This window comes from Streptomyces sp. NPDC056224, from assembly GCF_042267665.1.
Lineage (GTDB): Bacteria > Actinomycetota > Actinomycetes > Streptomycetales > Streptomycetaceae > Streptomyces.
Map to the genome: position 1 here is coordinate 105,984 of NZ_JBHJTK010000006.1, position 12,964 is coordinate 118,947.

Here is a 12,964-nt window from a genome sequence, read left to right on the forward strand (position 1 = left end):
GCCGACGGCGTGGCCGGGGCCGGCACCCGCCCCGGCGCAGCCGCACCCGGCCCCTGCCCCGCCCCTGTCCGGCCCCCGCCCGAATCCGGGCGGGGCGACCGCATACCCTCCCCCCGGGAGACCCCGCCCGTTCCGTACACCCCGCTCCGGAGGAGCCATGCCCGCACTCGTGCACGCCGCGCAAGCGACCGGCGTCACCACGCTCACCCTGGACTCCCCGGCCAACCGCAACGCGCTCTCCGAAGCCCTCGTCGGAGACCTCCGCGCCGCCCTCGCCACCGCCGCCGCGGACCCGGAGGTCCGCGGCCTCGTCCTCACCCACACCGGCACCACCTTCTGCGCGGGCGCCGACCTCAAGTCCCCCTCGGCCCCGGCCGACTTCCTGGCGCTGCTCCGCGAGATCGCCGGACTGCCCAAGCCGGTCGTCGCGCGCGTCACCGGCCACGTCCGGGCAGGCGGCCTCGGCCTGCTCGGCGTCTGCGACATCGCCGCCGCCGGACCGCGGTCCTCGTACGCGTTCACCGAGACCCACCTCGGCCTCGCGCCCGCCGTGATCTCCATGCCGCTGCTCCCGCGCCTCGACCCGCGCGCCGCCGCCCGCTACTTCCTCACCGCCGAGCACTTCGACGCCGCCGAAGCCGCCCGGATCGGTCTGCTCACCCTGCACGCCGACGACGTCGACGAGGCCCTGGAGCCCGTCCTCGCCGGCCTGCGCAAGGCCTCCCCGCAGGGTCTGGCCGCCACCAAGGCGCTGACCGCCGCCCCCGTGCGCGAGGCCCTGGACCGCGACGGCGCCCGCCTGACCGAGCTGTCCGCGGAACTCTTCGCCTCCGCCGAGGCCCGCGAGGGCATCACCGCCCGCTTCGAGCGCCGGGACCCGTCATGGTCGCTGTGACCGGCCCGAAGCAGGGCCCCGCCCACGGGCCGAAGCAGGCCCGCAGCCGCGTCACCCGCCGCCACCTCCTGGAGGCCGCCGTCTCCTGCCTGGCCGAGCACGGCTGGGCCGGCTCCACCGTGTCCGTCGTCGCCGAACGCGCCGGAGTCTCGCGCGGCGCGGCACAGCACCACTTCCCGACCCGCGAGGACCTCTTCACCGCGGCCGTCGAGTACGTCGCCGAGGAGCGGTCCACGGCCCTGCGCGAGCTCTTCCACGCCGGTCCCGCCGCCCGCACCTCCGTGGTGGAGGCGCTCGTGGACCTGTACACGGGCACCCTCTTCCGGGCCGCCCTGCAACTGTGGGTCGCCGCCTCCAACGAGGAGCAGCTGCGCCCCCGGGTCACCGAACTGGAGGCCCGCGTCGGCCGCGAGACCCACCGCATCGCCGTCGAACTGCTGGGCGCCGACGAGTCCGTCCCGGGTGTACGCGAGACCGTGCAGGGCCTCCTCGACATGGCCCGCGGCCTGGGCCTCGCCAATGTCCTCACCGACGACACGGCCCGGCGCGCCCGCGTGGTCACCCAGTGGGCCCGCATCCTGGACACCGCCCTGGGCTGACCGCGGGCACGCGGACACGCGGACACGCGGGCACGGGAGTACGCGGGCACGGGACCGCGAAGGGCGCCGCACCCCGGACGAACCGGGATGCGACGCCCTGGTGTGCGCGAGAGACGATCAGGCCGTCTCGGCGATGTCGGCGTACCCCACGATGTCGCGGGGGTCGCGCCGCCCCGGCCCGATGTAGCGGGCCGACGGACGCACCAGGCGGCCGGTGCGCTTCTGCTCCAGGATGTGCGCCGACCATCCGGCGGTACGGGCGCAGCTGAACATCGAGGTGAACATGTGCGCCGGCACCTCCGCGAAGTCCAGCATGATCGCGGCCCAGAACTCCACGTTGGTGGCCAGCACCCGGTCGGGGCGGCGCGCGTGCAGCTCCTCCAGCGCGGCCTTCTCCAGCGCGGCGGCCACCTCGTAGCGCGGCGCGTCCAGTTCCTTGGCGGTGCGCCGCAGCACGCGCGCACGCGGGTCCTCGGCCCGGTAGACGCGGTGCCCGAAGCCCATCAGCCGCTCGCCCTTGTCCAGGGCCTTCTTCACGTACGCCACGGCGTCGCCGGTGCGCTCGATCTCCTCGATCATGCCGAGGACGCGGGACGGCGCCCCGCCGTGCAGCGGCCCGGACATCGCGCCGACGGCGCCGGACAGCGCGGCCGCCACGTCGGCGCCGGTCGAAGCGATCACCCGCGCGGTGAACGTGGAGGCGTTCATGCCGTGCTCGGCGGCCGAGGTCCAGTACGCGTCGACGGCCTTGACGTGCTTGGGGTCGGGCTCGCCCCGCCAGCGGATCATGAACCGCTCGACGACGGACTCGGCCTTGTCGATCTCCCGCTGGGGCACCATGGGCAGGCCCTGGCCGCGGGCGGACTGGGCGACGTACGAGAGGGCCATGACGGCCGCCCGCGCGAGATCGTCGCGCGCGGTGCGCTCGTCGATGTCCAGGAGCGGTTTCAGCCCCCACACGGGGGCGAGCATGGCGAGCGCGGACTGCACGTCGACGCGGATGTCACCGGAGTGGACCGGGATGGGGAAGGGCTCGGCGGCGGGAAGGCCGGGGTTGAAGGCACCGTCGACCAGCAGACCCCACACGTTCCCGAAGGAGACGTGACCGACGAGGTCCTCGATGTCTACCCCGCGGTAGCGGAGCGCACCGCCTTCCTTATCCGGTTCGGCGATCTCCGTCTCGAACGCGACGACCCCTTCGAGCCCGGGTACGAAGTCGGACATCAGGCGGCTCCTCAGATAGTGCGAACACGCGCGGCTCCCGGCGTGATTCGCGGTCCGGCGCGGTCATCCCCGTTGATGCCCGGCACGGCCGATGGTCATCCGTGCGGGGACCTTCGGACCGGCCCCAAGATTTTGTCCGTTCCGGATGAACTGCGGAAGCGTGACATACGGCACACCGCCGATGGTTCCGCTGCGGCAGGATGACCCGGGTGACCGACCAGGACCTTGACCCCGCCACCATGCGCAAGCAGTACCGCTCGCAGATCGTCGAGGAGGAGAGCCTCGCCGAGGATCCGCTGAGGCAGTTCGCCCGGTGGTTCCAGCAGGCCGCCGACGCGCACGTCTTCGAACCGAACGCGATGATCGTCTCGACGGCAACGGCCGACGGCCGCCCCAGCTCCCGTACGGTGCTGCTCAAGCAGTTCGACGAGCGGGGCTTCGTCTTCTTCACCAATTATGGATCCCGCAAGGGCCGCGAACTCGCCGAGAACCCGCACGTCGCCCTGCTGTTCCCCTGGCACCCCATCGCCCGCCAGGTCGTCGTCACCGGGACGGCGGCCCGTATCGGCCGTGACGAGACGGCGGCGTACTTCCGCTCTCGCCCGCACGGCTCGCAGCTGGGCGCCTGGGCCAGCGAGCAGTCCACCGTGATCGGCTCCCGTGCGGAACTGGACCGCCGCTACGCCGAGCTCGCCGCCCGCTACCCGGAGGGCGAGCAGGTCCCGGTTCCGCCGCAGTGGGGCGGCATCCGGGTCACCCCCGACGAGGTGGAGTTCTGGCAGGGCCACGAGAACCGCCTCCACGACCGTCTGCGGTACGTCCGGGGAGGCGCGGAGCCGACCGGGTGGCGCGTCGAGCGCCTCTGCCCGTAGGGCCGCGGGCCCGCATCCATGCGGGCCCGCACACGCAGACGACCCGCGGGCTCGGGTCTCTCCCCCGCAGTGGGAGAGGCCGGCCGGACGTACCGGCGAGCCCGCGGGTCGGGTGACTGCTGTGGATTGGCGCCAGGCGTTCCCGCCGGGCACCGCACTGGGTGCGTGCGACGACGGGCGCTTAGCCCGCAGTCACCTCACGCGTCCGGAATTCGTACATTTCCGGGATCACCTCCTTTCAGTGTGCGACCACTGTAAGCAGGCCCCTGCCGTCGGCTCAATCGAATTTCCCGGGTGAATTCCGTCCGCCCGTCCATTGCCCCGCCGTACGAGCCGGAGATTCCGCCGGGAAACGTGGAAATGCCTGGTCACGCGCCTGGAGAGCAGGGGCGCGTGCCGCGGCGCCCGCCCGAAAAGCCTGCAACTTGCCTGTCTCTCAAGGGAGTTCGGGCCTACACTGGCCGCCCTTGACCCAGGGGGGTGGGCACATGGGCGCAGAAGCGCTGCCGCGCGACTACCGGATCAAGCCGGGCCGGACGGCCGTCGTGCTCGGGGTCATGGGGGTCGGGTTCTTCGCGGCCCTGACGCCCGTATGGGGCGACGAGACCATTCCCGGCTGGGTGAAGCTGCTGGTCACCGGCTTGCTGCTGGCCTTCTTCGGATGGGTGCTGATCGCCGCCCGGCGCTGCGCCACCTCCGTGGACCTCAAGGGCATCCGGGTGCGGACCATGGCCCGCACCCGCCGCCTGGCCTGGGAGGACATCCAGGACATCCGCGCCGTGCCCAATCCCGGCGCCCCCATGGCCGCGAACGCGCCGAAGGTCATCGCGTACGCCTACGGCGCCGACGGCAAGCGCGTCCAGCTGATGTACGTGGACGACATCCACGTGGCCGTCGACCGGGAGATCGAGGTCATCCGGGCCGCCTGGGCCGAGCTGCGCGGCGAGGGCTGGGAGCCGAGCGCGGAGGCGGAGCGGCGGATCCAGCGGCGTGACCGGCGGGAGGCGCGCGCGTTCAGCGGGATGGCCTGGTTCTCCGGGCTGGTCCTCCTCGGCCTGATCGTGTTCCTGGTGTTCCTCTTCGCCTTCCGTGTCCTGTCTGTACGTGTTGCCTGGATGGCCATGTCTGTCTAGTCGGTTCTGGAATCCCCCAGACAGCCCCGGGAACAAGTAACCCACTGGAAGCTGGTAGGTACCTGAGCACGGCATGCGCGGTGCTCAGGCCTCGGCACGGTCCGGGCGCCGCACGTACAGCCTTGTGACCGTCCCCCGGCAGGGGCAGACGGTTTGGATCTACGAGAAGGACGGTGGCCCCCGGGCCCAGGTCGTCGACGTCGTTCTGCACCCCGAGAAGCACGACGCCCGTGCCGTTCTGGATGGTCTGCCGGCCGGCCGGAACGAAGCGCTGACCCCGGAGCAAAAGCTCGACCGCATCCGCGACGTCATCGGCTCGTAGGCAGGTGAAGCCGTGATCCCCGCCAGGGTGCCCCTGCAGGCGGCAGCCTTGGCGGGGGGATCATGGCCTCTCGACCTTCCCGTGGGCGAGGCTGGAGCTGAAGCCGGTCCTCTACCGGCCTTGGGGACCATCCGTTGCCCTGTCCAGGCCGGGTCTGGACAGGTAGAAGTGTCCGAAAACCCTGTGGGCGTGGGAGTTGATGCCACGTAGCGTCAGCCGCGATTTCAACAATCCGGGGGAAATGTGAACATCGGAAGAATTGCGGCAGCGCTGACCATCGGGGCGGCCCTCACTCTGGGCATGGCTGCGCCTTCCGTGGCGGTGGCCCCGTCCCCAGTCGCGGAGAACCGCGGGGCAGCCGACTCAGCGGACCGGGCCCGTGACGCAAAGGCCCGTAAGGGACCTGTGGTCGCGTTGCACAATGGCAAGCCCATCGACCTGGCCAAGGGCTGGGGTACCGCGACGGTGTGCACGGAGTACGCCGATCTGACCGTGCGCTGCTTTGACACCGACGCCCAGGCGGAAGCAGACCTGGCCAAGTTCAAGGCGGGGCACCCCGAGACGGTCAAGGCGCCTCCGGCGGGACGCGGCGACATGAAGATGAACCCGCAGGGCAAGATGGAGACGGTCCCGGCCGCTTCGGCCGTCGCTCTGTCGGCTTCCGTGGCGGCTGCGTCGCCTGGCTGTTCGTGGGGATTCACGTGCGTGTACGCGGACCTGGACTACACCGGGCGTAAGCTCCAGTGGGACATGGACGGCACGAAAACGCTCGGGCAGTACGGGTTCCGCGACCAAACAACATCGGTGGCGAACAACGATGAAATCGGTGGCATGACGCTCATCGACTACCGGGACAACATGGTCGACCCGACCTTCATCGTCTGTCTCGGGTGCGCCTACGGTGATCTGCGGCAGCAGGACTATCCGGGCTGGGGCACCGGGAGCTGGGACGACCGCGCTGACGCGCTGACCATGTAGCCGATCGCGGCTTTGAGAAAGGTGCCTGGCATGTCGGGTCGTACCGTTGTCTGGGTGTTGATTGGGACCGCCGTTGTGACCGGCGCACTCCTGTTCTGGTTCCAGCCGTGGAAGAGCTGCGGTGAGGGCGCTGAGCGGATTACGGACCGTCCTGCCGGTGCGGCGGTCGAGACGTGTGATGACTACCGGCGCTGGGGCCACCCCACGCGGTGACCCCCTTGTGCTTCGCCCCTGCCGCCAGCTTGCGGCAGGGGCTTTGTCGTGTCCCGGCCTGTGTGCGCGGCTTGGGGTTCCTGGCTGGTACCAGCACAGCGAAGCCCTCATCACCTGGGCAGCTATCGCCCTCATGACCCACCGCATCACCCAGAAGAAGAAGCTCCGCCCCTCCGCCCCTCACCAAAGCGCCTGAACCGGCACCTCCAGCAGACTCAGCCTCCGATTCGACGAGTTGAGTGCAGCAGTAAGGTGCCGGTGGACCCGGTTTCAGTGTTCCCTGGGTACCTCGTGTGTCTGCGGTGTCCGGTCGGCTTCGGCAGCGACGGTGAGGTGGCCGCGCAGATCACGCTGACGCGGAAGGTCTGAAAGACTGACGTCGATAGCTGGTCGTCTCTTCACAAGCTGGTGAGAATGGCACGATGAACCGTTTCGCCCGCGTGGTGGCCCTGACCTGCCTCGGATGCACCATCCTGCTGTCCGGATGTACCGTCGACAGCACTCCGAGCCCAGACCGCCGTCCCTCTGGCCCCCCCAGCCCCACGGCCACTACCACCGTGGCCCCGGATGCCGCAGTTCAGCTCGCTGACCGCTACCGTCGCTCCGGCGGAACGAAAGACGTGTACGGCATCCAGCAGAGCTCCGGTCCGGACGGGGTTCCCCTGCTGACCGTGTGGACGCACAACCCAGACGAAGACGCTAAGCCGTTCGATGACCTCAAGGAATCGATTACCAGATATCTGGAGCACGAAGAGAAGCTGTCGCTCAAACACGGCTATCTGATGGACGTCTTCGGCCCGGATGGTTCTTTGCAGCACCGCCTTGACGCTCGCCAATAACCCTCAGCCCACCGCACTTCGCCGATCACGCCTTAACCCGCCAACTCAGGCGCTCGGCCGCATGCGTGTCATATCCGGATCAGGCACAGGTGCTAACGCTGCTCCGATGGTCCACAAGGTTGTGTGCGGCTCGCGAGGCCCGGCAAGGGCCTAGTTCTGACGTTGAGGGAAGGCCCGGACTGCGCTGCCGGGCTGTGCTCGCCGCAGCTATGCGGCCGGAGGGGCGGCGGACGATGAACCAGGCGAACGACTCCTGCGTACCCGGCGCCTTCCCCACGAACGGCGGACGGCGGAAGAACTCACTCAGCCGAGCGTCAACACGGCCCTCGGGAGACACCAGGATCGGCTGCCGCTGCCGCTGCCGCTGCCGAATCCCCAATCGCCGCTCACGTTCTGCCAGATCAGCAGCACCGACCATCGAAGGATCCGCGAACCCGCTGCCCCTGTCCGTCCAGAACAGCTGCCACCCATCGACCACAAGGGCGCTCCGTAATCATGACACAACCTGCTGTAACACGCAGAACGTACACGGAATTCTCGGGAGGCTGACCCCGCCGGCCACGGCCCCGGGTCACCCGCCGAACCGGATCATTCCGGGACATTCGGAGGAACAGGGTGTGGGCTGCGTCACGTTCCAGTTCAATGATCTGACGTGCCGCACACGCGAACACCTGCGGGGGGTGCCAGGTGAGTGCCTTCGGACGTAACGAGACCGACGACGATCTGCTCGCAGCGCTGCTGGACGGGATGGACGCCGCCCTGTGCGCGTTCGACTCCGACGGCGTGATCACCCACTGGAACCGCGAGGCCGAGCGGATCCTGGGCTGGTCCGCCGCCGAGGCCGTGGGGCGCAAGGGCTTCGAGGGATGGGCGGTGCGCGCCGCCGACGCGCAGGACGTGCAGGACAGACTCATGGCCGCCCAGGACGTGCCGGGTCGGCAGGTGCACGAGTTCGCGCTGCTGACCAAGGGCGGCGGGCGCGTCCTGGTACGCACCCAGTCGGCCGGGGTGCCGGGCGCGGACGGGAGCCCCGCCGGGGTGTACTGCGCCTTCAGCGAGGTGCACGCCCAGATCGACCTGGAACGGTCCATCGCGCTGAGCGAGGCGCTGCTGGAGGACGCCGCGTGGGGCGTCGTCCTCGTGGACGTCGACCTGCGGCCCGCCGTGGTCAACGCGCACGCCGCGCGTGCCCTCGGCGCCGGGCGCACCGCGCTGCTCGGCCGCCCGCTCGGGGAACTGCTCGCCCAGGGCGTGGAGGAGCTGGAGGGCGCCCTCCAGCACGTGCTCGCCGAGGGCGCACCGCCCGCGCCGGTGGAGCTGTGGGTGTCGGTGCGCACCCCGGAGGGGGTGCGCCGGCGGTGCCTGCGGTGCGGCTTCCTGAGGCTGGCCTCGCCACTGGCGGAGGAGCCGGTGCCGCTCGGGGTCGGCTGGCTGTTCCAGGACGTCACCGAGGCCCGGCAGGAACAGCTGGACACCGCGCAGCTGCGCTTCCGGTCCCACCAGCTGCACCGCGCGGGGCGGGCCGCCGCCGAGTGCGAGGATCCGGCCGAGGCCGCGGCCGTGCGCCTGGACTTCGCCCTCGCGGGCTTCGCCGAGCACGGGCTGCTCGACGTACTGGACCCGTCGGCGGGCCCCGAACGGCGCAGGCTCGTACGGTCCGCGGTCGCGCCGCCCGCGCTGCCGGGGCCCGGGTCGATCCCCGTGCGGTACGAGGCCGCGCATCCGGCGCTGCAGGCGCTGGACCGGATCGGCTCGGTGCGCACCAGCGCCCCGCGCGGGGAGGCGGACCCGGGATGGGCGCGGATCCGTCAGTGGCCGGAGGGCGCCGCGCACGCGCTGTGCACGGTGCTGCGCAGCCGGGGGCGGACCCTGGGCGCGCTGACCTTCCTGCGCGGGCCGTCGCGGGCCGCCTTCGAGCGCGCGGACGCGGAGTACGCGGAGGAGGTCGCGGCCCGGATCGCGGCCGATCTGGACCTGGCGGCCCGGAACACCCCATGAGGGCCGTTCCGTGGTCCCCGGGGGCGGTACGGGAGCCCTCAGTGGCGGAAGAAGATCCGGTCGCCGTACTCCTGCATCACGCGGCCGTTCCACTCGTGGCCGCCGTCGACGTTGCCCGAGCGCAGCAGCGGCGGCTCCACGCCGCGGGCGGCGAGCTCGCCGGCGGCCGCCGCCATGACCGCCTGCATGATCGCGCTGGTCACGACGGTGGAGGCGGGAGCGAAGGGCGCGTCGATGCCGTCGAGGGTCAGTTCGGCGTCGCCGACCGCGATCTTGCTGTCGAGGACGACGTCGCAGTGGTCCTTGAGGAAGGTGCCCGAGACGTGCCGGGACCTGGTACCGGTCGCGTACGCCACCGAGGTCACGCCGATCACCTTGAGGCCGATGGCGCGGGCGTTCATGGCCATCTCGACCGGCAGGGCGTTGCGCCCGGAGAGGGAGATGATCACGAGGACGTCGCCGTCGGAGGCGGGGCTGCTGTCCAGGACGGCGCCGGCGAGGCCGTCGACCCGTTCCAGGGCGCTGCCCAGCGTCGCGGGCATGACGTCGATGCCGGCCGTGCCCGGTACGGCGAGGAAGTTCATCAGGGCCAGCCCGCCGGCCCGGTAGACGACGTCCTGGGCGGGGAGCGAGGAGTGCCCGGCGCCGAAGGCGAAGAGCCGGTTCCCGGCGGCGACGGCGTCGGCGACCAGGGAGCCGGCCTCGGCGATCCGGGCGCCCTCCTCGTCGCGGACCCGCTCCAGCAGGCCGATGGCGGCGTCGAAGAACTGACCGGCCAGCTTGCTCTCGCTCATACGCCGATGGCCTTCCGGGGGTGGGATGCGTCCGTGTCCGCCGCTCACCGTGCGGTCTGGACCAAGGGCGTGTCAATACGAACGTCAATCCCGGAACGAAAGGCGGCGCGGGGATGTCCGGGAGATGGCTTGACGCTCGGCGCGGGACGGTTGTCGGCCCGATGCGTCAGAATTGGGGGCAGGGCCAGCGCACGCAATCCGAGGGGCACGAATGTCCGGACTGATCGACACCACGGAGATGTATCTCCGCACCATCCTTGAGCTGGAAGAGGAAGGTGTGGTCCCCATGCGCGCCCGTATCGCCGAGCGGCTCGACCAGAGCGGACCGACGGTGAGCCAGACGGTGGCGCGGATGGAGCGGGACGGGCTGGTGGCCGTCGCCAGCGACCGGCACCTGGAGCTGACGGAGGAGGGCCGGCGGCTGGCGACGCGCGTCATGCGCAAGCACCGGCTCGCCGAGTGCCTCCTCGTCGACGTCATCGGCCTGGAGTGGGAGCAGGTGCACGCCGAGGCCTGCCGCTGGGAGCACGTGATGAGCGAAGCGGTGGAGCGGCGCGTGCTGGAGCTGCTGCGCCACCCGACCGAGTCGCCGTACGGGAATCCGATCCCGGGTCTGGAGGAGCTGGGCGAGAAGGCCGAGGCCGACCCGTTCCTGGCGGACGGCATGATCAGCCTGGCCGAGCTGGACCCGGGCGCGGACGGCAAGACCGTGGTCGTGCGCCGGATCGGTGAGCCCATCCAGACGGACGCCCAGCTGATGTACACGCTGCGGCGGGCGGGCGTGCAGCCCGGCTCGGTGGTCAGCGTGACCACGTCCCCGGGCGGAGTGCTGGTGGGCAGTGGCGGCGAAGCCGCCGAGCTGGGGGCGGATGTCGCCTCTCACGTGTTCGTGGCGAAGCGTTGACGCCGTAGGGATCCCGCCCGTACGGGTCGGGCCCGGTGTGGGCGGTCCCGGCGCCTCGCGGCGCCGGGACCGGTCCTCCCCTTGTGACCTGGAGCCCCGAGCTCTCAAGGTCGTCCCCTTCGGACCGTCTTCCCCAAGCGGCCCGCCTCCCTGTTGAAAGGATCTCCATCGGTCGTGGCCGCCAATCCTTGAGCAAGGTCACTCGAAAGAGCGGTGTTGTCGGCGGGAAGCCCGTTTTCGAATACGGGTTCGATAGTCTGGCCGAGAGCGAAGGGGGTGCATCTGCGGTGGTACAGCGCATCGATGTGACAGGGTCCGACGGCGTAGGCCTGGTCGCCTGGGAGTTCCGCGAACCGGTGTCGGAGCCGGCGGCCGGACCGCGGTCGCGTGAGGACGACTCCCGCCCGGCGGTGCTGTTACTCCACGGGCTCATGGGCCGCGCCCTCCACTGGGCCGGCACCGCGCGCTGGCTCGGCGAGCACCGCCGCGTCATCGCCCTCGACCAGCGCGGCCACGGCCAGAGCGACCGCCCGCCGGACGGCCCGTACACGCGGGAAGCCTTCGTGGCCGACGCCGAAGCCGTCATCGAGCAGCTCGGCCTCGCCCCCGTGACCCTGATCGGCCACTCCATGGGCGCCCTCACCGCCTGGCAGCTCGCCGCCCGCCGCCCGGACCTGGTCGAAGCCCTGGTCATCTGCGACATGCGCGCCTCGGCCCTCGGTGAAGCCTCGCAGCAGGAGTGGGAGGACTGGTTCCGCCGCTGGCCCCTGCCCTTCCCCACGCAGGACGCGGCCCGCCGCTGGTTCGGCGAGGACGACCCCCGGGTGGAGCGCCCCGACCCGGGCCGCGGCGCCTTCTTCGCGGAGGTCATGCACGAGGCCGCGGACGGCTGGCGCCCCCTCTTCTCCCGCCGCCAGATGCTGACGGCGCGCGAGACCTGGGTCCACGACGCCCACTGGGAGGAACTGGCCCAAGTCCGCTGCCCCGCCCTGGTGGTCCGCGGCCTGGACGGCGAACTGGGCCGGGCCGAAGCCCAGGAAATGGTCCGCGTCCTCCCGGCCGGCCAGTACGCGGAGATCCCGGACGCGGGCCACTACCTCCACTACGACCATCCGGCGGCCTGGCGCGCGGCCCTGGAACCCTTCCTGGACGGCATCAAGGCAGCCCAGATCTGAGTCGTGTGACGGCTGCTCAGGCCTCGATGCGCACCCAGCTGTCACCGGCGCGCAGCCACAGCGTGCCGTCACGTCCCTGGCCGCACCGCAGGACCACCCGGCCGGGGACGCTCACCCGTTCCTCGGCGGTGACCACGCACCCGTCGTCGACCAGCTCGATGCGGGTCACCGTAACGACGGGCTCGTCGTGCTCGCGGCTGGTGAGGACCGCACGGCTGCCGCGCACGGCGAACCCGTCCGGGCGCCTGACGGGGCTGCGGTAGCTGGTGACGTCGCCGGTGCCGGGCGTGATCCGGCTCAGGAAGGTGCCCTCGTGGCTGTACCAGACCAGCCAGACCACGTCGCCTTCCGTGGCGGCCGTGCAGCCTTCCAGGGGCCATGAGGGAAGCCGCCCCCGCGGAGCCCACGTGGCGGCGCCGTCGATGCTCCAGCCCGCCAGACCGGCGGCGGTCTGCGGGTGGTCCCCGTAGATGCCCTCATCGCCGTAGGCGGTCCAGATGCCCCCTCGGCGGTCGGTGACCAGGGCCGGGATGTCGTCACCGATGCAGAAGGCGCTCTCCGGCCGCCCCTCGGCGCAGTACACGACGGCGTTCTTCCACCAGGCGTCCCCCTCGCGGCAGGTCCGGCCCGACACGAGGAGGAAGCGGGACTCCGGGAGGAGGGCCAGGTGGCCGGGCCGGATGCCGATGCCGGGGACGGGGGTGCGCCGCTCTCCCCGTCCCGAGACGACGACCAGCTCGGCGTCGAACGGCTGCTGAACACGCCAGCCCGGCCAGCCCCTCGGATACTTCCCGCGGCTCAGATAACGCTCCTGGACCAGCATCACGGCGAGCTCGCCGTCAGCCCCCGCGCTCCACCACAGTGCACGCCACCCCGCCCGGACATCCGCGGGGGACAGGCTCCACACGACGGGCAGTTCGCCAGCAGTCACGGCAACGACCTTCATGACTCCGGGGGCCGACACCGCCCGAAGAGCGCCACGTTACCGGCGGGCGGAGCCGGTGTCAGCGGGCTGCCC

General features: G+C 71.4%; 13 protein-coding genes. 10 read left to right on the forward strand and 3 right to left on the reverse strand.

Annotation, left to right across the window (positions count from 1 at the left end; genetic code table 11):
• The first annotated feature begins 157 nt into the window (after positions 1-157).
• Positions 158-895: an enoyl-CoA hydratase family protein gene (locus tag ACFCZ1_RS11030; protein WP_376678076.1), complete on the forward strand. Its 738-nt coding sequence runs from the start codon at positions 158-160 to the stop codon at positions 893-895.
• The gene (locus ACFCZ1_RS11035; protein WP_376678077.1) at positions 883-1,494 is read left to right on the forward strand and encodes a TetR/AcrR family transcriptional regulator; all 612 of its coding nucleotides are present in this window, start codon (positions 883-885) and stop codon (positions 1,492-1,494) included. Before ACFCZ1_RS11030 ends, ACFCZ1_RS11035 begins: the two co-directional genes overlap by 13 nt.
• Positions 1,495-1,611: 117 nt before the next feature.
• Here ACFCZ1_RS11035 and ACFCZ1_RS11040 read toward each other — a convergent pair whose 3' ends face one another.
• On the reverse strand, positions 1,612-2,718 hold the full coding sequence (locus ACFCZ1_RS11040) for a citrate synthase 2 (protein WP_328926274.1): 1,107 nt from the start codon (positions 2,716-2,718) through the stop codon (positions 1,612-1,614).
• Between the two features lie 200 nt (positions 2,719-2,918).
• On the opposite strand from ACFCZ1_RS11040, the gene pdxH reads away from it, so the two are divergent.
• From pdxH to ACFCZ1_RS11070, 6 genes are all read left to right on the forward strand, one after another.
• Positions 2,919-3,590 (forward strand): pyridoxamine 5'-phosphate oxidase, encoded by a 672-nt coding sequence (pdxH, locus tag ACFCZ1_RS11045; protein ID WP_376678078.1) that lies wholly within the window; start codon positions 2,919-2,921, stop codon positions 3,588-3,590.
• Positions 3,591-4,078: 488 nt separating this feature from the next.
• The gene (locus tag ACFCZ1_RS11050) at positions 4,079-4,723 is read left to right on the forward strand and encodes a PH domain-containing protein (protein ID WP_376678079.1); all 645 of its coding nucleotides are present in this window, start codon (positions 4,079-4,081) and stop codon (positions 4,721-4,723) included.
• 73 nt (positions 4,724-4,796) lie between these two features.
• Positions 4,797-5,045: a hypothetical protein gene (locus tag ACFCZ1_RS11055; protein WP_376678080.1), complete on the forward strand. Its 249-nt coding sequence runs from the start codon at positions 4,797-4,799 to the stop codon at positions 5,043-5,045.
• A gap of 405 nt (positions 5,046-5,450) precedes the next feature.
• A complete protein-coding gene (locus ACFCZ1_RS11060) occupies positions 5,451-6,023 on the forward strand; it encodes a peptidase inhibitor family I36 protein (RefSeq protein WP_376678081.1) in 573 nt (190 codons plus the stop codon).
• Between the two features lie 635 nt (positions 6,024-6,658).
• Positions 6,659-7,075 carry a hypothetical protein gene (locus ACFCZ1_RS11065; protein WP_376678082.1) on the forward strand — a complete coding sequence of 139 codons (417 nt, stop codon included), beginning with the start codon at positions 6,659-6,661 and terminating at the stop codon, positions 7,073-7,075.
• 687 nt (positions 7,076-7,762) lie between these two features.
• A complete protein-coding gene (locus ACFCZ1_RS11070; protein ID WP_376678083.1) occupies positions 7,763-9,073 on the forward strand; it encodes a PAS domain-containing protein in 1,311 nt (436 codons plus the stop codon).
• Between the two features lie 38 nt (positions 9,074-9,111).
• Here the strand turns inward: ACFCZ1_RS11070 and ACFCZ1_RS11075 are convergent, their stop codons facing one another.
• Positions 9,112-9,867 (reverse strand): SIS domain-containing protein, encoded by a 756-nt coding sequence (locus tag ACFCZ1_RS11075; RefSeq protein ID WP_376678084.1) that lies wholly within the window; start codon positions 9,865-9,867, stop codon positions 9,112-9,114.
• 211 nt (positions 9,868-10,078) lie between these two features.
• Here ACFCZ1_RS11075 and ACFCZ1_RS11080 point away from each other — a divergent pair, with 211 nt between their 5' ends.
• Together ACFCZ1_RS11080 and ACFCZ1_RS11085 are read left to right on the forward strand one after the other, a co-directional pair.
• On the forward strand, positions 10,079-10,771 hold the full coding sequence (locus ACFCZ1_RS11080) for a metal-dependent transcriptional regulator (RefSeq protein WP_376678085.1): 693 nt from the start codon (positions 10,079-10,081) through the stop codon (positions 10,769-10,771).
• 287 nt (positions 10,772-11,058) lie between these two features.
• A complete protein-coding gene (locus tag ACFCZ1_RS11085) occupies positions 11,059-11,946 on the forward strand; it encodes an alpha/beta fold hydrolase (protein WP_376678086.1) in 888 nt (295 codons plus the stop codon).
• Between the two features lie 16 nt (positions 11,947-11,962).
• On the opposite strand, the gene ACFCZ1_RS11090 is transcribed toward ACFCZ1_RS11085, so the two are convergent.
• A complete protein-coding gene (locus ACFCZ1_RS11090; RefSeq protein ID WP_376678087.1) occupies positions 11,963-12,877 on the reverse strand; it encodes a hypothetical protein in 915 nt (304 codons plus the stop codon).
• Between the last annotated feature and the right edge of the window lie 87 nt (positions 12,878-12,964).